This window comes from Pseudarthrobacter sp. NPDC092439 (genome assembly GCF_044754945.1).
Classification (GTDB): Bacteria; Actinomycetota; Actinomycetes; order Actinomycetales; family Micrococcaceae; genus Arthrobacter.
Map to the genome: position 1 here is coordinate 682,407 of NZ_JBIVQB010000001.1, position 21,510 is coordinate 703,916.

Consider the following 21,510-nt stretch of genomic DNA (forward strand, 5'->3'; position numbering starts at 1 on the left):
ACAAGAGGCTTCCGTCCCCCGACACCTAGGATGGAGGCCATGAACGTCCCCGCAACGGCCGCGACCGGCGCCGCGCCTGCCCAGGCCTCGCCCTCCCAGACGCTCTCCCGGGGAATCCGTGCGCTCGAGATCCTCGCCGCCGCGCCCGGACCCCTGACGATTGCCGAGCTCGCGGACGCCATGGGGGTGCACCGCTCCGTGGCGTACCGGATACTGCGCACGCTGGAGGACCACTCACTGCTGGTCCGGGACGACGCCGGCCGGGTCCAGCCGGGGCCGGGGCTCGCCGTCCTGGCCCGGGGCGTCTCCCGCAACCTGCAGGCAGCGGCATTGCCTGAACTGACACAGCTGGCCAACAGCCTGGACATGACGGCCTTCATCGCGGTGTGGGACCACCACGACTGCATCACACTGGTTACCGTTGAACCGCGGCATTCCGGCGCCACGGTGGCACAGCATCCAGGAACCCGGCACCCAATCAATGCCGGCGCCCCGGGAATTGCGATCCAGTCCGCGCTGACCGAGGCGGAATGGGAGCACCTGGGCACCGGCATCGCCTACCGTGCCGAGGCTGCAGAGGCACGGCGCAGGGGCTTCTCCGCCAGCCATGACGAAGTCATCCCCGGGGTGTCCTCGCTGGCGGCCCCGGTCCGGGTCCCCGGCGGGCGTCCGGCCGCGCTCGCCGTCGTGTACATCAGCTCCCTGCACGACCCGGAGGCGGTGGTGGGGCCGGCGCTGGCGGAGAGCGCCGCCAGGATTGAGCAGCAACTCGCCTAGGCTGCGGGCTCCAGCACCTCGGAAACCTGCAGGGTGGATCCGTTCCGGCCTTTGAGCACCTGAAGCTGGGTGCCGATCCGCTGCTTCATCTCAGCCACATGGCTCACCAGGCCCACCACACGGCCGCCGTCACGCAGCCCCTCCAGGGCATCCATGACCTGCTCCAGCGACTGCTCATCAAGGCTTCCGAATCCTTCATCCACGAAGAGCGTTTCGATTTCCACGCCACCCGACTCCTGCTGGACCACATCCGCCAGGCCCAAGGCCAGCGAGAGCGACGCCATGAAGGACTCCCCGCCGGAGAGGGTGGAGGTGTCACGGCGGTGGCCGGTCCATTGGTCCACCACTTCGAGCCCAAGCCCTGACTTGGCGCCGCGGGCTGCCCTGGCGTCCGTGTGCTGCAGCAGGTAGCGGCCGTCACTCATTGCCACCAGGCGCTCGGACGCCGCCACAGCCACCTGCTCCAGCCTGGCCGCCAGGACGTAGCTGTTCAGGCTCATCCGGTAGGTGTTCTCACCGCGGCCCGACGCGGCCTCAGCGAGCCCGGCCAGCATCTGCGCCCGCTCCGCCGGGCCGCGGCAGGCCCCGGCCGCCTCGTGGTATTCAGCCGTTATGGCCTGCAGTGCGGTGAGGCAACGGGAAGCCACACCGGCAGCCACTTCGGCATCCCGCGCTCCGCGGACTGCCTCCGCGGCTTCGGCGCGCAACCGCTCCAGCCGCTGCGTATCAGCCTCGAAGCCGGCGGCTTGTTCGTCCAGCGCCAGGACAATGTCTTCGGAATCGAAGAGCTCTGCGACCCGGGCAGCCTCGTCCTGCGCGGTGCGCACTGCTTCCTGGAGCGCTGCCGCTGAGGGGGCGTCCAGCAGCTGGCCGCGGACTTCCGCTGCGGAATTGAAGCCCGCAGCAGGCAGGGCGAGGTCAAGCCGGGCCGTGGTTTCCCGTTCGTGCTCTTCCGCCGCAGCCAGGACGGCATGCGCCTCAACAGCCTGGTCCAGGACGGCCACGGCCTTGCCAAGTGAGCGCAGCCGGCGTGCCAGCGAGGGGTGTCCGGCACGCAGCTCCGCCAGGGCCTGGTTGAGGGCGTTCTGCTGCTCTGCCAGGTCCCTGCCCGCGGATGCGGACCTGGCAAGTTCCTTGTCCGTTTCCTGCCGGGACCGAGAGGCAGCGTCCAAGTCGTCTTTCAGCGTGCCCAGGCGGGACCGCAGGGTTTCAAGCTCTTCTGCTGCGAGCGCGGCATCGTCGGCAGCACGGACCGCGTCCGCGCAGTCCTTTGCGGCTTGCTCCTCCGCGGCGTCGCCGCCCTGGCCGGCGAGGACGGCCACCAGTTGCTCCGCTTCGGCCAGACTGCGGGCGACGTCCGAGTGTGCAGCGTCTGCGTCCTCGTAGGCCTGCCGGGCGTCTTCTTCCTGTTGCGCGAGGCCCGGGCCTGTGGCCCTGCCCTTCGCGGGGTCCGGGTGGGCGGCGCTGCCGCAGACGGGGCAGGGAGCTCCATCAGCAAGGCTTGCCGCGAGCTCCGCCGCAGTGTTGGCCAGGCGCTCTTCCCTCAGGTCCAGCCATACCTGCTTGGCTTCAAGCTGGCTGCTGCGGGATTCTTCCCAGCGGGCTTTGACGGCGTCCCGGGCCTCAGCGGCCCGACGATAGCGCCTCACCACCTCAAGCAGTTCCTTTGCGTCCCGGGCTTCCTTGGCGAGCAGCGGGGCCGCCGCCGCGCGCTGTTCCAGCGGACCCGATTCCTCCAGCAGGCGGTCCTGTTCACCCTGCAGTTCCGCGGTCCTCCGGCCCAAGTCCGTGAGCGCAGCCGCAAGCTTCTCCTGCTCCTTGACCAGGCCGGCCTGCCGGCCCCGAAGCGACTGCAGCCGCTCCTCATCCGGGAGCCGCGCCTCCACCACGGCCTGCAGGGAACGCAACCGGCCAAGTTCGGCCGCGGCATTCGCCGGCAGGCCGGCCGAATCCCGCAGCTCCAGCCCGGCAAGCTCCGCTTCTTCCGCCGCGGAGACCCGCAGCAGGGTGAGCGAGGATCCGGCGGCCCCTGCGGCGGCACGCACCTTTGCTGCGGCGGCATCAACGCTGTGCAGCTGGCCGGCAAGCACTTCTGCCTGGCGGTGCCGTGCAAGCCGGAGAAGGTGCCCTTCCAACTCCGGGCCGCCAGCCTCTACGGCAGCCTTCCGGACCGAAGCAGCGCGGAGCCTCCGCCCGCGTTCGGTCCGGGCTTCCTCGGCTTCGGCCGCCGCCACCCGGCCGCGGCTGATCTTCCCTGCCTCGTCCGCGTCAGCTTCCAGCGCCGCCAGACGGTCGACGGCGGCCTGCTGCAGCCAGGCAAGCCGGGCCTCGGCACCTGTGTCCTGCTGTTCTGCGGCGTCGAGGCCCAGCGCTGCGGCTTCTGATTCCGCCCTGCCCGCAAGCATCGCAAGCTGTCCGGAAATCGCGGCAACTTCCTGGCGGGCCAACTGCGCCTGGCGGACCAGGTCCTGTTCCACGGCTTCGAACCGCTGCGTTCCAAAAAGCTTCTGCAACAGCTCCAGCCGGTCCGTGGCCTTGGACCGCAGGAAGGCAGCAAAGTCCCCCTGCGGGAGCATCACCACACGGGTGAACTGTTCCCGGTCCATTCCCAGCACGGCCATGATCTCCGCACCGGCCTCGTCGTTGCGGGCGGACAGCTCTTTCCAGTCCGCCCCGATCCGCTCCCGAAGAAGCGTCTTGGCCTGCTGCGTAGTGAAACCGTTGCGGCCACGAGCACTGGGCTTATCCCATGCCGGCGAACGAGTCACCTCGAACCGGCGCCCCTGGGCCGAGAAGACACAGGTCACCGCCGGTTCCCGGGAGGGATCCGCGTGGTCGCTGCGGAGCCGCTTTCCCTCCTGGCGGGCGCCCGGCACGGAGCCGTACAGGGCGAAGCAAATAGCATCCAGGACACTGGTTTTTCCGGCGCCCGTCGGTCCGTTCAGGAGGAAGAGGCCGTGGGCGCTGAGCCGGTCGAAGTCGATCTCCTCCGTACCCGCGAACGGGCCGAACCCGGAAATCCGCAGGGAATGAATCCTCACCCCGACACCTCCTGCAGGCGGACATTTTCAAGGGCGGCGGCCAGCGCGGCCTGCTCCGCTTCATCGGCGTCCCTGCCGCGGACATGGGAGAGAAAGCCGCAGCACACTGCGAGATCGTCCGGAGCCTCGGCGAGCCGGCTGCTGTAGGTGGCGGGTGTGCCGGCGGCGCCGCCCTCGGGGTCGAAGCCCAGCACCAGCGTGTCGGGGAAACGGGTCCGCAGGCGCTCCATGGCGCGCGCAGGCCGCTGCGCATCCGTCAGGGTGATCTGGCAGTAAGCGGACTCGGCCCACTTGTGGTCTTCGGACGCCAGGAGGTCCTCAAGCCTGCCCCGCAGCACGGCCAGGGCGCGGGGCGCCGCCCAGGTCACCTCCTGGATTTCCTCCAGCCCGTCCGGACCAATGTCCACCAGCCACGCGCCCTTGCGGTGGTTTGCTTCCGAAAACGAATAGGCCAGGGGCGACCCGGAGTACCGGACCGTATTCGAGAGTTCCTGCCGGCCGTGCAGGTGGCCGAGCGCGGTATAGGTGAAGGCGTCGAACAGGTCCAGCGGCACCGCCCCCACGCCGCCGATGCTCAGGTCCCGTTCGCTGTCGGAGCTGATGCCTCCGCTGGCGAAGGTGTGGGCGAGGACCACCGAATGAACCGGCGACTGCTCCGAGCGCCGTTCAATGTCCGCCTGAACCAGTGCCGCGGCCGCACGGGTCACCTCGAAATGGCTGGCGGTCTCCACACCCAGCTGGTCCGCCACGAGCCTGGGTTCCAGCCACGGGATGCCATAGACGGCCAGGACAGGACTGCCTGCCCCGGTGCCGGGTCCCAGCGGCAGGACAACAGGCTCGGCAAGTCCTTCGACCCTGGTGCGAAGGTGCACTCCCCCGCGTTCCAGCAGCCGCGAGGCGAAGCCCAGCCTGATGGCGGAATCATGGTTTCCGCTGGTGAGCACCACCTGCGCGCCGGCAGACGTCAGCCGCACCAGCGCGTCATCCAGCAGGCGGACCACGTCCACACCGGGGAGTGCACGGTCGTAGACGTCCCCGGCGATCAGGACCACGTCCACCGCGTGGCGGGTGACGGCATCCAGCAGCTGCTCGACGAAGTCCCGCTGGGCATCGAGCATGCCTACGCCGTGGAAGGACCGGCCCAGGTGCCAGTCGGAAGTGTGAAGTAACCGCATGTTCCTACGCTATCGGCTGGCACTGACAGAACGTGGCCGCACCCGCAGCTCCACGCAGCGGTCTGCCCTATCGCTTCCCGTCGCCGTCAAAGAATGCCTGCGCCTCACCGGCCCGGGCCGCAGGCAGTCCGGACCGGGACGGTTCGGCTGCAGCTGCCCGCGGATCACCCAAAGGGGAGCCGGCGGTGGTCTCCTCCGCTGCCGTCAGGCCGCCGTCCGCACCCGGCCCCGCCACCTCCACGGAAGCCCCGGCCGCTGGGGAGGGGAGGGCGCGGAAGACCAGTCCCGCGATGGCAGCGCCGGCCAGCGGCGACAGGACGAAGACCCAAAGCTGCTCCATGGCCCAGGCCGAGCTGAACACCGCGGACGCAGCGGCACGCGCGGGGTTGAACGGCAGGTTGCCGATGGCCTGTCCCAGCTGGAGCAGGACGGCGAAGCTCAGGCCAACCGCCAGGGCAGCCGCCGGCGTGTTCGAGTTGTTGCGGCCGGCCGCCCCCAGGAATACGGCGACGATCAGGGCAGCGCCCAGCATTCCAAGCAGCAGCCCCGCTGCCAGCGGCGCCTGGATAATGGAGTGCTCACCGTACCCCGGGCTGACGGTGTCGAACGCCGTCCGGCTGTCCGCGATGCCGGGAAGGGTCCGCAGGACGCCATAGAGCACCAGGGCGCCCGCCATCGCTCCCGCCAGCTGTGCGGCCATATAGGCAGCCGCCGCCACGGTGCGGATCCGGCCGGCCAAGAGGTGCCCCAGCGTAATGGCTGGATTGAAGTGGCCCCCGGAGACATGCCCGAACGCCAGCATTGCTGCTGTTACGGCAAGGCCCGCAGCCAGCGGGGCGGGCAGCGGGCTGGACTGCGGGATGGTGAACAGCGGCACGCCGACCGCGGCCAACATCAGGAACAGGGTTCCGAAGGCCTCAGCTGCAAGGCGGGGCACCAGCCCGTACTGCGCCGCCGCCGTTCCGGGCAGCGAGGTATCTTGGCGGTCGGTGCCGGGCATGCTCATGTGTGACCTCGGGGTAGGTGCGGGAACGGGTGCTGCACGGGGCAACCCCACCATTATTCCAGCCCGGTCCGCAGTTTTGGACCCGGGCCGGCCGGGTGCCGCAGTCCGGGTCGCCCCCCTCCCCGCAGGCCACGGTAAATTTGGCCCATGAGCAACGACCCGGCACTTCCCGCGCCCACCTTGAAATCCCGCATCCACGGCTGTCTCCTGGGTGGTGCGTTGGGCGACGCCCTGGGCTACGCCGTGGAGTTCGACTCCATCGGCAGCATCCGGCAGCGGTTCGGCGGCCGGGGTCTCACAGATTTTGCGCAGCTCCCGGACGGGGGCGTGTTTTCGGACGATACCCAGATGACGCTCTACACCGTGGACGGGCTGGCGGAAGCACTGGAGTGGGCGAATTCGGGGGTCGGAGCAGACGTCAATGCCTGCCTTTGGCTTGCGTACCTGCGCTGGCTGGCCACGCAGGGCGAGGACGCCGGCCCCTCCGCGCCCGCGCCCCAGCCCCGCTGGATCGACGGACAGACGGTCTTGCACCAGCGCCGGCACCCCGGCAAGGCCTGCATTTCCGGCCTGGCCAACGGGGAGATGGGCACCTCGGCCCGTCCCGTCAATCCCGATTCGAAGGGCTGCGGCACCGTGATGCGCTCAGCGCCGTTCGGCCTGATTCCGCACATAGCGTCCGACGCCGTCTACAAGCTAAGTGCCGACGCCGCCGCCCTGACACACGGACATCCTTCGGCGCGGCAAAGCGCCGGAACATTCAGTCTCCTGATCCATCGGCTCGTGGCCGGCGAGGGCCTGCAGGAGGCGGCCTCCGCGGTGGCGGCGTCCGCCCGCGACCTGCCGGACGTTGCGGCCGAGCTGCCCGATCGCCTGGCCGCTGCCCTGGACCTGGCGGCCAGGGGCTTAGTCTCCCCCGAGGAACTGAACCAGGCACTCGGGGAAGGCTGGGTCGCGGAGGAGGCTCTCGCCGTCGGACTTTATGCGGCACTGGCCACCCTGCCGGGCCGGCGCGCAGGCACCCGGGACGCGGCGCAACGGCACTTCCGCGAAGCGCTGGCGGTGGCCACCAACCACAGCGGGGACAGCGATTCCACCGCGTCGGTTGCGGGCAACATCCTGGGTGCCCTCTATGGCGAGGACTGCCTGCCGGAGGAATGGCTGGGCGCACTGGAAGGCCGGGACGTCATCCGCGGGACGGCCGGCCTGCTGGTAAAGGTCACGACTGGCGAAGGCTGATGTTGTTGCACGCCTCGCAGACGTCCTCGGGGATCAACCCCCGGCTCTGGAGGAGTGCGAAAGCCCGGCATCCCAGGCAAAACCCGGCGAAGGCTTCCAGGGAGGCCGCCACCACCAGGATCCCGAGCACCGTCCAGGCAGCGGGCTGTGCGCCGGCGAGGAACAGGGCGAGTGCCAGTGTGGACATCGCCGCACCGATGCCCTGGGCAAAACGCTTGGGCGGGCCGGGCACCAGCTTGGTCCGGCCCAGCCTGGGCGCGATGACCTTGACTGACAAAAGCGCCAGCGGGGAAAAGCGCGGCCCGGACAGGACCCTCAGCCAGAAGCCGGCGGCGATCGCCAGGAGGCCCCAGCCCGAGCCGGTGACAGCGGTGACCAGTGCCAACAGCACTACGAGGCCGGCGGTGATGCGTGCTGCATACTCGTTGACGGGGTTCGGGAAGGCAAAAAGGGAACGCATAGAGCAAGGGTAGGGGCGCGCCTGCTAGGCGGAGAAGCTTTGTTGCCTCGCGTGAACTGATGTGCCGTGGCCCACCATCTGAAGGAACTCGCCCTCAGAGAGCACCTCGATGGCCTGGCCGCGGCCGTGGAGCTCCAGGACCCGGCGTGCCTTCCCCGTCAGCCGGCCGGACCGCAGGTCGGCGGCGTCGAAGCCGTCGCCCACCACCAGGACCGTAGTGCGGCCGGTAACCCGGCTTTCCGTGCGCGCGCCCAGCTCCGCGGAGCGCATCTTCGCCTCGGGGCGGGCCATGGTGAGCTGTCCGGTGAACACCACGGTTTGGCCGAAGAGCGGGTGGCCCGGTTCGGCGTCCGGATTGGGCACGGGGTTCTCGCCTTCCTCCGGCCATCCCGGAAGGAAGGGCCGTGCCGGCGCCGCTGCCCCTCCTGCAGCCTGTGCCATGGCGGCGATGCTGGGCTTGGACAGTACCCCCGTGGCCGGATCGAAGGCCGGCTGCCGGGGCATGGCCAGGCCCAGCGAAAGGAACAGCTCGGCCAGGCTGTTGGCGCCGTTCCGGCGGGCGATGTCGATGAGGATGCCGGCACAGGCGCGGGCATCCTCCACGGCGTCGTGGTGGTTCAGCAGCGGCACGCCTGCTTCTTCGGCGGCGAACGGCAGCGAATTGGACACCAATGAATAGCAGCGCCGCGAGAGCATGACGGTGCACACATAGTCATACGCCGGCCCCGGCAGACCTGAAACCTCCAGGGCGGAACGGATCACGCCCAGATCGAATGCGGCGTTGTGGGCCGCCAGGACATCGTCGCCGATGAACGCGCCGATCTCCGGGAACAGGTCCCCGAAGCGCGGCATGCCGGCTACGTCCGCGGCGGTGATGCCGTGGATGCGCACGTTGTGATATTCAAAGTGGTCATGGTTCGCGGGGGGCCGCATCAGCCAGGACGCCTCCTCCACGATCCGGCCGTTCCGCACCTTGGTCAGGCCCACGGAGCACGGGGATCCACGGAAGCCGTTGGCCGTCTCAAAGTCGATCGCCGTAAAGTCCAAACCCACGGCCCCCACTTTACCGCCGGTGTCCCCACAAACCGGTCAAGTACCCTTGAGGGGTGAACTTTCCTGTGATAACTGACCTCGCCGTGTCCATGCTGGGCGGGGCAGGACCGGTCCAGCCGCAGCTGGCCTCTTTCCTGCCCGACTGGCTGAACCCCCAGGTCTTCCTGGCCGATCCCGCTCTCGCTCCCTGGGTGGTGCTGCTGGTCTGCGGCATTGTCTTTGCCGAGACCGGCCTGCTGGTAGGGTTTTTCCTTCCCGGCGATTCCATGCTGTTCACCGCCGGCCTCCTGGTGGCCACGGACACCATCAAGTTCAATGTCTGGATGTTCGCCCTGCTGATTGTGGTGTCCGCGATCATTGGCAACCAGACCGGTTACCTCATCGGTTCCAAAGCCGGCCCGGCCATCTTCAACAAGCCCAATTCACGCCTCTTCAAGCGCGAGAACGTGGAGAATGCGCATGCCTTCTTCGAAAAGCACGGCGGCAAGGCACTGATCCTGGCGCGGTTCGTTCCGATCATCCGCACGTTCGTTCCGGTCATCGTGGGCGTTGCGCAGATGAACCGGAAGAAGTTCTTCCTCTACAACGTCATCGGGGCCCTGCTGTGGGGCGGCGGCGTCACCCTCCTCGGCTACCTGCTGGGCGACCGCATCCCCTGGGTCCGCGACAACCTGGACGTCATCTTCATCGTCATCGTGCTGGTTTCGGTGCTGCCCATCGGCGTCGAAATCCTGCGCGGCATATCCGCAAAGCGCCAGGCGGTAGCCTACGGCACTGACCCCGTGGACGAGTTCATCGAAGAGCACACACCGGAAGAAGAACACCGCACGCCCCGCGACACCCAGGGCCTCCGTCCGGAATAGCCCGCCCCGGCACCACGCCCGGTTCCGGGGGTCAGCGGTGGTTCAGGGCCTCGACGACGGCCGGCAGCAGGGCGCGGAAGGCCTTCCCCCGGTGGCTGATCGCGTTCTTCTCCGCGGGCGTCAGCTCCGCGCAGCTGCGGTTGTCCCCGACGGGCTGCAGGACCGGATCGTACCCGAACCCGCCGGCTCCGCGCGGTTCGCGCAGCAGGAAGCCTTCAAGCTGCCCGTACTCCACCACCTCGCGGCCGGGGAGGCCGCCTGCGTCCGGAACGGCCAGTGCTGCGGCGCAGACGAAAGCCGCGCCGCGGTGTGCGTCCGGCACATCGCGTAACTGGGCGAGGAGCAGCTGCAGGTTGGCCTCGTCATCGCCGTGCCCGCCAGCCCAGCGTGCCGAGAAAATCCCCGGCGCCCCGCCCAGCACGTCCACGGCCAGGCCGGAATCGTCCGCAATCGCCACAAGCCCGGTGGCCTCCGCCACAGCGCGCGCCTTCAGCAGCGAATTCTCGGCAAAGGTCACACCGCTTTCGACGACGTCGGGGGCACCTGCCGCCGCTGCGTCCACTACCTGGGTGTCGACGTCGAGCCCCGGCACCTGCCCGCGCAGCAGTTCGCGCAGCTCGCGCAGCTTGCCCTGGTTATGGGTCGCGAGCACCAGCCGCGCGCCCTGCCGGCCGGAACCGGCCGGAGTCCGGACACTCACAGGGTGTCCGCCAGGGTTTCGCGCTGGATTGCCGCGAGCTGCCCGGTGCCCAAGAGTGCCAAATCCAGGAGCGCGTCCAGCTCGGCGCGGTCGAACGGGGCACCTTCAGCGGTTCCCTGCACCTCGACGAATTTTCCGGAGCCGGTGACCACCACGTTCATGTCCGTCTCGGCCCGGACGTCCTCCACGTACGGCAGGTCCAGCATGGGAACGCCGTCGATGATCCCGACCGAGACGGCGGCAATGGTGTCCACCAGCGGCTCCGCGGTTCGGGCAATCAGCTTGTTGTCCCGGGCGAACCGGATGGCGTCGGCGAGCGCAACATAGGCGCCCGTGATGGCAGCGGTGCGGGTGCCCCCGTCGGCCTGGAGGACATCGCAGTCCAGGACGATGGTGTTCTCGCCCAGTGCCTTGGTATCGATGATCGAACGCAGCGAACGTCCAATCAGCCGGGAAATCTCATGCGTGCGGCCGCCGATCTTCCCCTTGACCGACTCACGGTCCGAGCGGGTGTTCGTGGCCCGCGGCAGCATGGCGTATTCGGCGGTGACCCAGCCACGGCCTTCCCCTTTAAGCCAGCGGGGCACGCCGGCGGTGAGCGATGCCGTGCACAGGACCCGGGTGTTTCCGAACTCGATCAGCGCCGAGCCTTCGGCCTGGTTGGACCAGCCGCGCGTAATGCTGATGGGCCGGAGCTGGTCCGGTGCACGGCCGTCGGCGCGCACGATGGGCACTGCAGTTGCTTCAGAAGTCATGCCTTTAGCTTATCCACTGCACCGGCACCGGTTCGCGCCGGAAGCCGGCTTGCCGCCCACTCCAGCGACGCTAGATCGTGTAATGCACTCCGGCCACGGCGACTGCAACATCCCCGCCGAAGACCGGGCGGGCCTCCGCCATGACGGTGGTGGGCGAGGTCCACACCGGGATGTGTGTCAGGAGGAGCCGCCGGGCACCGGCCGCCGCCGCAGCCTCGCCGGCCCGTTTTCCGGTCAGGTGCACGTCCTTGATGGCGTCGTCACGGCCCTCTTCGAAAGCGGCTTCGCAGAGGAACAGGTCTGCGTCCTTCGCGGCCTCTTCGAGGCCGGGGCAGGAATCCGTGTCGCCGGAATACGTCAGGGTGCGGGAAACAGGGTTGCCGTGCTTGTCCGGTTCCACCACCTCAACACGCAGGGCGTAGGCCTCTTCGACGGGGTGGTTCACCGCGAAGGGGGTGACGGTGAAGGGGCCCACAGTGACAGATTCGCGTTCGGCCCAGTTGGTGAAGTCGAATTCCTCATGCATGCCCGGGTCGAGGTCCAGGCCGTAGGCGGTGGCCATCCTGTCCGCCGTGGCTGCCGGTCCCCATACCGGGATCCGGTCGCGGCCCCAGCCGCCGGGCTTCCACCGCACCGCCACGTGCAGGCCGCAGAGGTCCATGCAGTGGTCCGGGTGCAGGTGGGTAAGGAAGATGGCGTCGATGTCTTCCAGGTCGGTGTAGCGCTGGATGGCGCCGAGCGCCCCGCTCCCCAGGTCCATGACGACTTTCCACGTCCGTTGGCCGTCCGTGGCGGTGAGCAGGTAGCAGGAGGCCGGAGATCCGGGCCCGGGGAAGGATCCGGTGCAGCCCACGATGGTCAGCTTCACAGTCCCGGCCCTCCCACGAAATTGGAGATGCGCGGGCGCGTCCGGGAACTCCGCGCGGCGGCGATCATTTCCGGGGTGATGCGCGCCAGGCTGCCCGTGGGGTACTGCGCGGCGACGTGGTCCACGTGCCGGACGGAGAGGACCTCCGGGCCCAGGAAGCGGCGGGCCAGGGTTTCGAACTGGCGGGCATCCCCGGTGGCGACGAAATGGTGTTCCGGCGGGTCGGCGGCGTCCCTTTGCAGCCCGTGCGTGGCCAAGGCGCGGTACACGTCCTTGGCCGTTTCCTCCGCGCTGGAGACGAGGGTGACGTCGGCGCCCATGACGTAGGAGATGACGCCGGTCAGCAGCGGATAGTGCGTGCAGCCCAGGACCACGGTGTCCACCTCAGCGGCCTTTAGCGGCTCCAGGTATTCTTCCGCGACGGCCAGCAGTTCGGCCCCGGTGGTGATTCCCGCCTCCACGTATTCCACGAAGGCCGGGCAGGCAACGGAGGTGATGGACAGGTCCGGAGCGGCGGCGAAGGTATCCTCGTACGCGCGCGAGCCCACCGTGGCGGAGGTGCCGATGACGCCGACGCGGCCGGTGCGCGTGGCAGCCACGGCGCGCCGGACGGCAGGCTGGATGACCTCGATCACCGGGATCCCGTACCTGGCGGTGTAGCGTTCACGGGCGTCGCGGAGGACAGCAGCCGACGCCGAGTTGCAGGCTATCGTGAGCAGCTTGACTCCGGAGTCCACCAGTTCGTCCATCACGCCCAGGGCGTTCGCCCTGACTTCCGCGATGGGAAGGGGACCATAGGGCCCATTGGCGGTGTCGCCGACGTAGAGGATGGATTCGTTGGGGAGCTGGTCGATGATGGAGCGGGCCACGGTGAGCCCGCCAACTCCGGAGTCGAAAACCCCAATCGGGCGGGAGGCCACCGGCGCAGCCGAATCCGCGGACGGGTCCTGGAGCGGCGCGGGTGTGTCCGGGGATGTTGTCATGGTCATTCGAGGATAGGTGTTCCGGGGCGCGTCAGCCATGATGGTGTGGCCTTCGCCTCATGTCTGGTTTCTCACAGGCCGGCAGCGGCACGGCAGCGGTCACCGGCGGGGTTCCAGCGACAGCAGCATGGCCTGGACCAGCGACTCCTGCAGCCAGGTGGCGAAATTGTAGACCAGGGCCAGGTAGCTCTCCACGTCCTCGGCCTGGGACCAGTCCTGCATCCTGTGGACGTGGTCCGCGTCCGCCTCATCGCGGATATCCAGCCGCTCGGCCAGCACCAGCCGGACGTCGTTGAGCGCCATGGACCAGTGCTTTGCGCCCTGGGGCGTCAGGATGATCTCGTCCTTGTCCAGGTCCAGTGCGGCCGCGCGCAGGGCGCCGATCTTGGTCTCCCGCAGCGAGCGTTCGGTGAGCTGGCGGAACTCCAGGGAAGCGCCGTCGTCGTCCTTGGACACGTTGGGAAGGAGCCGCTTCATGGCGCGGTCCGACGGCACGGCGACGTCCATATCCAGCCCGATCAGGGCGGCCAGGGGGTCCTGCCCTTCCCGCTCTTCGGGCTCCAGCATGGAGATGACGTCGCTGAAGAGGCTGCGGAGGAGGTCCCGTTCCGCCGGTTCCAGGAACCCGGTGATGCCTTTGAGTCCGTTTTTGAATGCCTTAGCCACGTTTCCCCTTGCCCTGGCCGGATCCGCCGGACTTCCCGGAGTTGCCGCCGGGGCCGCCGCTCGCTTTCTCCACGGTGGCCCACAGCCCGAAACCGTGCATGGCCACCGCGTGCCGTTCCACCTGTTCCTTGCTGCCGTGCGCCACGATCGAACGGCCCTTCCTGTGGACCTCCATCATGAGCTTGTTCGCTTTGCTCTCCGAGTAGCCGAAGTAGCTTTGGAACACGTAGCTGACGTAGCTCATGAGGTTGACGGGATCGTTCCAGACCACCAGGTTCCAGGGGACGTCCGGGGCGGTCAGGGAGCCGGTGGCCTCCGCTGTCCCGGTCCGGGTGCCCTCCTGGGTATCAGGGCCGGGCGCAACGCTAATGGTCATCTGTCCATTCTATGGGGCGGGTGGGCCCACACCGGCGAGGGCCCCGCGGCGAAGCGAAGCGAGACGCGGGAGCCGGTGGGTGGGCCCACACCGGCGAGGGCCCCGCGGCGAAGCGAAGCGAGACGCGGGAGCCGGTGGGGACTAGAGTGATTTTCGTGAGTACTTCAGCCGGCTGGGACCATCCCCGCACGTCCTTTTACACCGACCATTACGAGCTCACCATGCTCCAGGCCTCGCTGCATTCGGGCGCCGCGCACCGGAAATCGGTGTTCGAGGCATTTGCCCGGCGCCTTCCGGATGGCCGGCGGTACGGCATCGTGGCGGGCACGGGGCGGCTGCTCGAGGGGATCGCAAACTTCCGGTTCGGCGATGCTGAGCTCGAATTCCTGGAACGGACCAACGTGGTCAACGGGAAGACCCTGGACTTCCTGGCGTCCTACCGGTTCAGCGGGGATATCTGGGGCTACGCCGAGGGCGATGCCTACTTCCCGCATTCCCCCATCCTGATCGTGGAGGGGACCTTCGCCGAGGCGTGCATGCTGGAGACCTACATCTTGTCCGTTCTTAACCACGACAGCGCCATAGCATCCGCGGCGTCCCGCATGGTCAGTGCCGCCCACGGCCGGCCCTGCATCGAGATGGGCTCCCGGCGTACGCACGAGGAAGCGGCCGCGGCCTCTGCCCGCGCCGCCGTCATCGCAGGCTTCGACAGCACCTCCAACCTGGAGGCGGGCATCCGCTACGGCATCCGTACCGTGGGCACCGCCGCCCACTCCTTCACCCTCCTGCACGACACTGAACGGGACGCCTTCGAGGCCCAGATCGCCTCACTCGGGGAGGGCACGTCCCTCCTGGTGGATACGTACGACGTCGAAGCGGCCGTCCGCAGGGCCGTTGACCTTGCCGGTCCCCGGCTGGGCGCGGTGCGGCTGGACTCGGGCGACCTGGTAGACCAGGCACAGTGGGTGCGCCGGCTCCTGGACGACCTCGGCAATGAGAACACCAAGATCGTGGTCACGTCAGACCTGGACGAGTTCGCCATCGCTGCACTGCAGTCGGCCCCCGTGGACGCCTACGGGGTAGGCACTTCGCTGGTCACCGGTTCCGGCGCGCCCACGGCCAGCATGGTCTATAAACTGGTCAGCCGCACTGATGACGCCGGAGATTTCGTTTCCGTGGCAAAGGCGGCCAAGAACAAGGCCAGCGTGGGCGGCCGCAAATACGCCCTGCGCAAGCTCAACGAACGCGGCACCGCCACCGCCGAGGTGGTGGGCGTGGGCCAGCGCCCCGAGGATGACGGTAACGACCGGCCCCTCCTGCAGCAGTTCATGAAAAACGGCGAGCTCCTGCCCGGCTGGACCGGCCATGACGGCGTGGTCCGGGCACGGCAGCGGCACGCGGATTCGATGGCCGAACTCCCGCTGGTGGTCAACCGCCTGCAGCGGGGCGAGGCCGCCATTCCCACCATCTATGAGGAGGACTGATGTCGCGCGCCCTGATCATTGTCGACGTGCAGAACGATTTCTGCGAGGGCGGTTCGCTGGCTGTTGCCGGCGGCGCAGCCGTGGCCGGAGCCATCAGCGACTACGTGGATTCGCACCACACTTCGTTCGACCACATCGTGGCCACCCAGGACTGGCACATCGACCCGGGAAGCCACTTCTCCGACACTCCCGATTTCAAGGACAGCTGGCCCCCGCACTGCGTGGCCGGCACCCGGGGAGCCGAGCTGCACCCGGAACTGGACACCGAATACATCGAGGCCTATTTCCAGAAGGGCCAGTACGCCGCCGCCTACTCGGGCTTCGAGGGCCTGCTGGCGCCCGAGGACGCCGTCCCTACCGGTGAACGCCAGCCCGGCACCGGGGATCCGAACCGGTTCGCCCCCGACGGGGACGCCATCGGCCTCGACGACTGGCTGCAGAGCCACGACGTGGAGGACGTGGTGGTGGTCGGCATCGCCACGGACTACTGCGTGCGGGCCACGGCGCTGGACGCCGTCCAGGCCGGCTACTCGGTCACCGTGATCCGCTCATTGACCGCGGGCATCGCCGAGGACCTCGAAGAAACAGTCGCTGAGCTGGAGCTCGGCGGCGTGGACGTGGCCTGAGCGGCTACTTCCGCCCGATAAACCAGTCCTGGAGCTTCCGCAGGCGCGCCTGCAGCTGCTCCTCGTTCGCCTGGGCCACGGCCGGGCCGCCGCACACTGTCCGCAGCTTGGTATGCACAACGCCATGCGGTGTCCCGGTGCGGGCGGACCACGCGGCCACGTTCTTCGCCAACTCGTTCCGAAGGTCCATCAGCATCCGGTGGTCCGGTACGGCGGGCGCCTGGCTTTCGCCGGCCTGCGCGGGCGCCTTCCGGCCCTTGCGGCTCAACTGCTCGTGCTGGCGCTGCCGCAGCAGTGTTCCCACCTGCTCTGCGTCCAGAAGCCCGGGGATGCCCAGGAAGTCCAGTTCGTCGTCGGACCCCACCTCGCCGCCGGTGCCGAACTCGCCGCCATCGAAGAGCACGCGGTCGAAGGAAGCCTGCGAATCGAGCGCCTCGAATTTGCCCTTGGTCAGGCTGTCCGAGGCCTTCTCCTCACGGTTGGCCTCATCCATCAGTGAGTCTTCAGGAGTGAAGAGGCCGTCCCCGTCCTTCTCCGGCCGGTCCAGGGCGTGGTCGCGTTCGGCCTCCATGCTGTTGGCCAGCGCCATCAGCTGCGGGACCGACGGCAGGAAGACCGACGCCGTCTCGCCCCTCTTGCGGGCACGGACGAAGCGTCCTACGGCCTGGGCGAAGAACAGCGGGGTGGAGGTTGAGGTTGCGTAGACGCCCACCGAGAGCCGCGGCACGTCCACGCCTTCGGATACCATCCGCACAGCCACCATCCAGCGCTTGTCCCCGGCGGAAAACTCTTCGATCTTGCTGGAGGCCTTGGCGTCGTCCGAGAGGATCACCGTGGGCGATTCCCCCGTGATCCGCTTCAGCTGGCCGGCGTACGCGCGGGCGTCCTCGTGGTCCGTGGCGATGACCAGGCCGCCGGCGTCCGGCACCGTGCGGCGGACTTCGCTGAGCCGCTTGTCCGCGCCGGCCAGGACCGCGGGGATCCATTCGCCGGCGGGGTTCAGCGCGGTCCGCCAGGCCTGCGAGGTGACGTCCTTGGTCACCGCTGCCTCGCCCAGGGACGCAGCCATTTCCTCGCCACCGCTGGTGCGCCAGCGCATCTGCCCCGAGTACGCCATGAACATCACGGGCCGGACCACGTGGTCCCGCAGGGCGTTGCCGTAGCCGTACGTGTAGTCAGCCTTGGAACGGCGGATGCCGTCACGGTCCTGCGCGTACTCGACAAACGGGATGGGCGATGTGTCCGAACGGAACGGCGTACCGGTCAGGGACAGCCGGCGCACGGCGGGGTCGAAGGCCTCGCGCAGGCCGTCGCCCCAGGACAGGGCTTCGCCGCCGTGGTGGATCTCGTCCAGGATGACCAGGGTGCGGGCGGCCTCGGTCTTGGCACGGTGCAGCATCGGCTTGCTGGCCACCTGGGCGTAGGTGACGGCGACGCCGATGAAACCGCGCCCGTGCTGGCCGTCCGAGTTCTTGAAATTGGGATCGATGGCGATCCCCACCCGCGCGGCGGCGTCAGCCCATTGCCGCTTCAGGTGGTCCGTGGGTGCCACGATGGTCACCCGGTTGACCACGCCGGAATCGATCAGTGTTGACGCCACGCGCAGCGCAAAGGTTGTCTTACCGGCGCCGGGGGTGGCTACGGCAAGGAAATCCCTGGGGTTGTTGCCCAGGTAGAGATCCAGCGCTTCCTGCTGCCAGGCACGGAGTTTCGGGGCGGTTCCCCAGGCTGCACGTTCCGGGTAAGCCGGAGGCAGGGTGGGGCCGCCAAAGAGCGTCTCCGTCACTATTTGTTGTTGCCCGAGTCCCCTCCGGGACCCTTGCCGCCGTCATTGCCCGGGCGGAGGCCTTCGTAAACCTCTTTGCACGTAGGGCACACCGGGAACTTCTGCGGGTCCCGGCCAGGCGTCCAGACTTTACCGCACAGGGCGATGACGGGCTCCCCGGTCAGTGCGGACTCCATGATTTTTTCCTTGCGCACGTAGTGCGAAAAGCGCTCCCGGTCGCCTGGCTCCACTTCCTGGCGCAGTTCCTCGCGCTCAATGGTGGCCGTGGACGTTCCAGCCCCGGAAAGCTCGCGCATCGGGTCGTTTTCGAGAGGGTCCGTCATGCTAGTCATGCCTTCCATCTTAGCCGTTAGTCAGGCTCCGCGTTCGACGGCGGCGTGTCACCGGCATGCCCGCGGGAACCCGCCGCCGTCGCGCGTTCCGCCCTGGCCGGGAGGCTCCGACGTCGCACCTTGGGGCCCCGCCTAGAGCCCCTGCCAGGCGGGCTTGCTGTCGTAGGTGTGCCGGTAGAAGTCGGCGAGTTTCAGGGCAGAGGCCGCCGCTTCATCCAGCAGCACGGTGGCGTGCGGGTGGAACTGCAGCACCGATGCCGGGCAGACAGCTGAAACCGGGCCCTCCACCATGTCCCGCACGGCCTGTGCTTTCCGCGCGCCCGTGGCCAGGAGCACTATGTGCCGGGCGTCCATGATGGTGCCCAGGCCCTGGGTGATCACATGATGCGGCACTTCGGACAGGCCGTTGAAGAGCCGGGCATTGTCCCGGCGGGTCTGCTCGACCAGGCTGGTGATCCGCGTCCGCGAGGCCAGCGAGGACCCCGGCTCGTTGAAGGCGAGGTGCCCGTCGGTGCCCACGCCCAGCAGCTGCAGGTCAATGCCGCCGGCGGCCGCGATGGCTTCCTCGTAGGCCGCGCAGGCGGCCGGAATGTCCGCTGCCGCACCTTCCGGGGTGTGAACATTCTCCGGCCGGATGTTCACCCGGCTGGTGAACCCGCGCCGGATCACTTCGCGGCAGGACCCGGGGTGGCCCTCGGGAAGCCCCACGTACTCGTCCGGCATGAAAGCGGACGCACGGTTGAAATCGAGGCCTGGCCTGGCCGCGAGCTCATCATAGACGGGCAGCGGCGAGGACCCAGTGGCAAGGCCCAGGACAGCGTCCGGCGTGCGCTCGAGGAGGGCTTGGATGGCGTCCGCGGCCAGCCGTCCCAAGGCTTTGCTGCCGTTGAGGATCACTACTTCCATGGGGTTCCCTTCCGGTTGTCCGCGTCAGCGGGCGTTCACCTGAGCGGTTGTTTCACAAGGGCGGGCTGCTTCACCGGTTCACCGCCACCTGGGCCAGCAGTTCCGGGCCGCGGGCGTCCAGCCACCGTCCACCCAGCCGGACTCCGCCGGCGAGCAGCGCCAGGCCGAGCAACGGGCCCGCTGCAAGGTTGACCCAGCCCAGCGCGCGGTTCCCGGTGAGGAACTCCCCCGCCAGCAAGGCCGATTGGGGAAGGACCAGGATCCCCAGGACCGCCATGCCGATAACCTGCACTGCGAGGGTCTGCGCCACGTTCCCGGGCGGTTTCTTGAACGGGCTGTCGCCGGGGAGCGGAACGGCCACCGTGTACCTGGCGGACACCACCGAGGCCAGGCCAAGGCCGGTCAACAGGATCCCCAGGCTCAGGCCCAGCAGCCCCGGAAGCCCCGCCCACGACCCATTGAGTGCGGCCTGCCCCACAGCGAAGGCGAACACCACCGGCAGGGCGAAGGCGAGGCAGGCCAGCACGCGCCCCAGCCGGTCCGCCGTGCCGGAGACTCCGGTGGCCAGGTGCAGCGCGAAGGCGGTGTTGTCATACGAGACATCCGCCGAAATCGACCAGGCCAGGATGAATGCCGCCAGCGGGGGCAGGATCACCAGCCCGCCGAAGTCCCCGGTTTGGACGCCCTGGAAATAGAGGATCACGGGCAGCAGCGGGATCACCGCAAGGGACCCTGAATAACGCGGGTCCTTGACCCAGTACGTGAGGCACCGGGCCATGACGGCGGCTGCAGGGGCGGCCGGTACCGCGCCGAGGAGTCCCAGGTGACCACCGCTGCGCTTGGCCGCTCCCGCAAACGGCGGGGTTACCAGGGCACGTTCCATGAGCACCTTCCAGCACCAGGTCAGCCCTGCAACCGTGCCGGCCGCGATCAGCAGCTTAAGGACCGCCGCGCCGGCCTGGCCGGCGGCCGCCTCCCCGCCCAGCGACCAGGCGGCACCCAGTGGTGTCCAGGACAGCACCCTGGCCAAACCGGGCAGGAACCCAGGCGCCTGGCCTTCCTTTGCCAGAACCGCCAGCAGCGGCACCAGGACCACCAGCGGCACCATGAAGGCAAGGCCGCTGGCGTCCTTGAACCGCCGTGAAGCTGCCAGGCCCGCCGTCGCGGTCGTGACCACCTTGGCCAGGATGACGCAGCCGGCAACGCCCAGCAGGGCGCCGGCGAGGGCCGCGAGCGCCGGAATGATGCCGGTGGACCAGGTGGCAACCGTGGCCAGTGCCGCCAGGAGGGTGGCGAGGCCAGGCACTCCGAGCAGGCCGCCAAGGGCCAGTCCCGTGAGCAGTTGCGGCACCGGAACGGCAAAAGTGGTGAACCGGGACGGATCCAGGGTCAGGTCTGCAGCGGAGGCCACCACCGGCACGACCCCCCAGCCCCCGATCACTGCGGCTCCGCCGAGGACGACGGCGGTGTAGGCAACCTCGTGCGGCGCGGAGCGCAGCGCCACGAGGACGATGGCCGCGGCGGCCACCACGCCCAGCGCATAAAGAGCCGCCAGCACCATGCCGGCCAGCTGCCACGGGCTGCGACGCAGTGCGTTGCGCAGCAGTGCCAGTTTGAGCCTTAGAAGGTGCGCAACCATTCCAGCCCCTCGGCGCTGTTCCGGCCGCCCACCAGCTCCACGAAACGCTCCTCCAGCGTGGCGTTGCCGCGCACCTGTGCAACCGTCCCGGCCGCAAGCAGCCGGCCGGAGGCCACCACCGCCACGTGGCTGCACATCCGCTGGACCAGGTCCATGACATGGCTGGAGACGATCACCGTTCCGCCGGATGCCACATAGCGGTCCAGGATGGCACGGATGTTGGCTGCGGACACCGGATCGACTGCTTCGAAAGGTTCATCCAGCACCAGGACCCTCGGGGCGTGGATGAGCGCCGAGGCGAGCGCGATCTTCTTGGTCATGCCGGCCGAGTAGTCCACCACCAGGGTGCCCGCTTCCTGCTCCAGGTCCATCGCCGCCAGGAGCTCGGCCGCCCGGGGCGCCACCGTTGCGCGGTCCATGCCCCGCAGCAGGCCCGCATAGGTAAGCAGCTGCTCGCCGCTCAGCCGGTCAAAGAGCCGGACACCGTCCTGAAGGATGCCCAGCAACCGCTTCGCTTCAAGAGGATGCTGCCAGACGTCAACACCATGGACCAGCGCGGTGCCGAATTCGGGCCGCAGCAGCCCCGTGGCCATGGACAGCATGGTGGTCTTTCCGGCACCGTTGGGGCCCACAACGCCGAAGAAAGACCCGGCGGGAACGTCCAGGCTGATCCCGTCCACAGCGATCTTGGCGCCAAACCGCTTGGCCAGGCCACGGATGGACAGTGCCGGGATTTCCGCGCGGGGCACCGGCGGCGACGGGACGGTCATGCTGC

The 21,510-nt window shown here is 68.7% G+C and carries 21 protein-coding genes; 5 read left to right on the forward strand and 16 right to left on the reverse strand.

The features are described 5' to 3' along the window. Window positions 1–39: 39 nt before the first annotated feature. Complete coding sequence (locus ACIQCM_RS03210) at window positions 40–777, forward strand: IclR family transcriptional regulator (RefSeq protein ID WP_400603330.1); 738 nt, start codon at window positions 40–42, stop codon at window positions 775–777. Here ACIQCM_RS03210 and ACIQCM_RS03215 read toward each other — a convergent pair. The 3 genes from ACIQCM_RS03215 to ACIQCM_RS03225 all read right to left on the reverse strand — a co-directional run bounded on the left by ACIQCM_RS03215 (window position 774) and on the right by ACIQCM_RS03225 (window position 5,999). Next, on the reverse strand, window positions 774–3,818 hold the full coding sequence (locus ACIQCM_RS03215; protein WP_400603329.1) for an AAA family ATPase: 3,045 nt from the start codon (window positions 3,816–3,818) through the stop codon (window positions 774–776). The two genes, ACIQCM_RS03210 and ACIQCM_RS03215, sit on opposite strands and share 4 nt — an antisense overlap. Continuing rightward, a complete protein-coding gene (locus tag ACIQCM_RS03220) occupies window positions 3,815–4,993 on the reverse strand; it encodes an exonuclease SbcCD subunit D (protein WP_400603328.1) in 1,179 nt (392 codons plus the stop codon). The genes ACIQCM_RS03215 and ACIQCM_RS03220 overlap by 4 nt, the downstream gene beginning before the upstream one ends. Window positions 4,994–5,060: 67 nt before the next feature. Next, on the reverse strand, window positions 5,061–5,999 hold the full coding sequence (locus ACIQCM_RS03225; RefSeq protein ID WP_400603327.1) for an aquaporin: 939 nt from the start codon (window positions 5,997–5,999) through the stop codon (window positions 5,061–5,063). A 147-nt stretch (window positions 6,000–6,146) separates the two neighbouring features. On the opposite strand from ACIQCM_RS03225, the gene ACIQCM_RS03230 reads away from it, so the two are divergent. Further along, window positions 6,147–7,238, forward strand: coding sequence for an ADP-ribosylglycohydrolase family protein (locus tag ACIQCM_RS03230; protein WP_400603326.1), 1,092 nt, complete (start codon window positions 6,147–6,149; stop codon window positions 7,236–7,238). On the opposite strand, the gene ACIQCM_RS03235 is transcribed toward ACIQCM_RS03230, so the two are convergent. Further along, window positions 7,219–7,698: a DUF4395 domain-containing protein gene (locus tag ACIQCM_RS03235; RefSeq protein ID WP_400603325.1), complete on the reverse strand. Its 480-nt coding sequence runs from the start codon at window positions 7,696–7,698 to the stop codon at window positions 7,219–7,221. The two genes, ACIQCM_RS03230 and ACIQCM_RS03235, sit on opposite strands and share 20 nt — an antisense overlap. 24 nt (window positions 7,699–7,722) lie before the next feature. Beyond that, complete coding sequence (locus ACIQCM_RS03240) at window positions 7,723–8,751, reverse strand: exonuclease domain-containing protein (protein ID WP_400603324.1); 1,029 nt, start codon at window positions 8,749–8,751, stop codon at window positions 7,723–7,725. A gap of 68 nt (window positions 8,752–8,819) precedes the next feature. Between ACIQCM_RS03240 and ACIQCM_RS03245 the strand changes: the two genes are divergently transcribed. Further along, a complete protein-coding gene (locus ACIQCM_RS03245) occupies window positions 8,820–9,614 on the forward strand; it encodes a DedA family protein (RefSeq protein WP_400604259.1) in 795 nt (264 codons plus the stop codon). Between the two features lie 31 nt (window positions 9,615–9,645). Here the strand turns inward: ACIQCM_RS03245 and rdgB are convergent, their stop codons facing one another. The 6 genes from rdgB to clpS all read right to left on the reverse strand — a co-directional run bounded on the left by rdgB (window position 9,646) and on the right by clpS (window position 13,962). After that, window positions 9,646–10,314 carry an RdgB/HAM1 family non-canonical purine NTP pyrophosphatase gene (rdgB, locus tag ACIQCM_RS03250; RefSeq protein ID WP_400603323.1) on the reverse strand — a complete coding sequence of 223 codons (669 nt, stop codon included), beginning with the start codon at window positions 10,312–10,314 and terminating at the stop codon, window positions 9,646–9,648. Continuing rightward, entirely contained in the window at window positions 10,311–11,069 is a 759-nt protein-coding gene (gene rph, locus ACIQCM_RS03255; RefSeq protein WP_400536266.1) for a ribonuclease PH, read from the reverse strand. The genes rdgB and rph overlap by 4 nt, the downstream gene beginning before the upstream one ends. 70 nt (window positions 11,070–11,139) lie before the next feature. Then, a complete protein-coding gene (locus ACIQCM_RS03260) occupies window positions 11,140–11,937 on the reverse strand; it encodes an MBL fold metallo-hydrolase (RefSeq protein WP_400603322.1) in 798 nt (265 codons plus the stop codon). Further along, window positions 11,934–12,920, reverse strand: coding sequence for a glutamate racemase (gene murI, locus ACIQCM_RS03265; protein ID WP_400604258.1), 987 nt, complete (start codon window positions 12,918–12,920; stop codon window positions 11,934–11,936). Before murI ends, ACIQCM_RS03260 begins: the two co-directional genes overlap by 4 nt. A gap of 99 nt (window positions 12,921–13,019) precedes the next feature. After that, window positions 13,020–13,586 carry a DUF2017 domain-containing protein gene (locus ACIQCM_RS03270; RefSeq protein WP_400603321.1) on the reverse strand — a complete coding sequence of 189 codons (567 nt, stop codon included), beginning with the start codon at window positions 13,584–13,586 and terminating at the stop codon, window positions 13,020–13,022. Continuing rightward, entirely contained in the window at window positions 13,579–13,962 is a 384-nt protein-coding gene (gene clpS, locus ACIQCM_RS03275) for an ATP-dependent Clp protease adapter ClpS (RefSeq protein WP_400603320.1), read from the reverse strand. The genes ACIQCM_RS03270 and clpS overlap by 8 nt, the downstream gene beginning before the upstream one ends. Before the next feature lie 155 nt (window positions 13,963–14,117). Between clpS and ACIQCM_RS03280 the strand changes: the two genes are divergently transcribed. Together ACIQCM_RS03280 and ACIQCM_RS03285 are read left to right on the forward strand one after the other, a co-directional pair. Next, window positions 14,118–15,446 (forward strand): nicotinate phosphoribosyltransferase, encoded by a 1,329-nt coding sequence (locus ACIQCM_RS03280; RefSeq protein ID WP_400603319.1) that lies wholly within the window; start codon window positions 14,118–14,120, stop codon window positions 15,444–15,446. Beyond that, window positions 15,446–16,072: an isochorismatase family protein gene (locus tag ACIQCM_RS03285; protein ID WP_400603318.1), complete on the forward strand. Its 627-nt coding sequence runs from the start codon at window positions 15,446–15,448 to the stop codon at window positions 16,070–16,072. The genes ACIQCM_RS03280 and ACIQCM_RS03285 overlap by 1 nt, the downstream gene beginning before the upstream one ends. Before the next feature lie 4 nt (window positions 16,073–16,076). Here the strand turns inward: ACIQCM_RS03285 and ACIQCM_RS03290 are convergent, their stop codons facing one another. The 5 genes from ACIQCM_RS03290 to ACIQCM_RS03310 form a co-directional block, all read right to left on the reverse strand. Continuing rightward, window positions 16,077–17,858, reverse strand: coding sequence for a DEAD/DEAH box helicase (locus ACIQCM_RS03290; protein WP_400603317.1), 1,782 nt, complete (start codon window positions 17,856–17,858; stop codon window positions 16,077–16,079). Beyond that, the gene (locus tag ACIQCM_RS03295) at window positions 17,858–18,199 is read right to left on the reverse strand and encodes a DUF3039 domain-containing protein (protein ID WP_377216911.1); all 342 of its coding nucleotides are present in this window, start codon (window positions 18,197–18,199) and stop codon (window positions 17,858–17,860) included. Before ACIQCM_RS03295 ends, ACIQCM_RS03290 begins: the two co-directional genes overlap by 1 nt. A 123-nt stretch (window positions 18,200–18,322) precedes the next feature. Next, on the reverse strand, window positions 18,323–19,096 hold the full coding sequence (gene nagB / locus ACIQCM_RS03300) for a glucosamine-6-phosphate deaminase (RefSeq protein WP_400603316.1): 774 nt from the start codon (window positions 19,094–19,096) through the stop codon (window positions 18,323–18,325). Between the two features lie 70 nt (window positions 19,097–19,166). Next, complete coding sequence (locus tag ACIQCM_RS03305; RefSeq protein WP_400603315.1) at window positions 19,167–20,735, reverse strand: transporter; 1,569 nt, start codon at window positions 20,733–20,735, stop codon at window positions 19,167–19,169. After that, the gene (locus tag ACIQCM_RS03310) at window positions 20,717–21,505 is read right to left on the reverse strand and encodes an ABC transporter ATP-binding protein (RefSeq protein ID WP_400603314.1); all 789 of its coding nucleotides are present in this window, start codon (window positions 21,503–21,505) and stop codon (window positions 20,717–20,719) included. Before ACIQCM_RS03310 ends, ACIQCM_RS03305 begins: the two co-directional genes overlap by 19 nt. Window positions 21,506–21,510: the final 5 nt, after the last annotated feature.

Excerpts from the sequence above, each read along its gene's own strand:
- ACIQCM_RS03310 (WP_400603314.1), bottom strand. The coding sequence starts at position 21,505 with ATGACCGTCCCGTCGCCGCCGGTGCCCCGCGCGGAAATCCCGGCACTG.
- ACIQCM_RS03230 (WP_400603326.1), top strand. The coding sequence starts at position 6,147 with ATGAGCAACGACCCGGCACTTCCCGCGCCCACCTTGAAATCCCGCATC.
- ACIQCM_RS03220 (WP_400603328.1), bottom strand. The coding sequence starts at position 4,993 with ATGCGGTTACTTCACACTTCCGACTGGCACCTGGGCCGGTCCTTCCAC.
- nagB (WP_400603316.1), bottom strand. The coding sequence starts at position 19,096 with ATGGAAGTAGTGATCCTCAACGGCAGCAAAGCCTTGGGACGGCTGGCC.
- ACIQCM_RS03225 (WP_400603327.1), bottom strand. The coding sequence starts at position 5,999 with ATGAGCATGCCCGGCACCGACCGCCAAGATACCTCGCTGCCCGGAACG.
- murI (WP_400604258.1), bottom strand. The coding sequence starts at position 12,920 with ATGACAACATCCCCGGACACACCCGCGCCGCTCCAGGACCCGTCCGCG.
- ACIQCM_RS03235 (WP_400603325.1), bottom strand. The coding sequence starts at position 7,698 with ATGCGTTCCCTTTTTGCCTTCCCGAACCCCGTCAACGAGTATGCAGCA.
- ACIQCM_RS03295 (WP_377216911.1), bottom strand. The coding sequence starts at position 18,199 with ATGGAAGGCATGACTAGCATGACGGACCCTCTCGAAAACGACCCGATG.
- ACIQCM_RS03210 (WP_400603330.1), top strand. The coding sequence starts at position 40 with ATGAACGTCCCCGCAACGGCCGCGACCGGCGCCGCGCCTGCCCAGGCC.
- rph (WP_400536266.1), bottom strand. The coding sequence starts at position 11,069 with ATGACTTCTGAAGCAACTGCAGTGCCCATCGTGCGCGCCGACGGCCGT.
- clpS (WP_400603320.1), bottom strand. The coding sequence starts at position 13,962 with ATGACCATTAGCGTTGCGCCCGGCCCTGATACCCAGGAGGGCACCCGG.
- ACIQCM_RS03285 (WP_400603318.1), top strand. The coding sequence starts at position 15,446 with ATGTCGCGCGCCCTGATCATTGTCGACGTGCAGAACGATTTCTGCGAG.
- ACIQCM_RS03305 (WP_400603315.1), bottom strand. The coding sequence starts at position 20,735 with ATGGTTGCGCACCTTCTAAGGCTCAAACTGGCACTGCTGCGCAACGCA.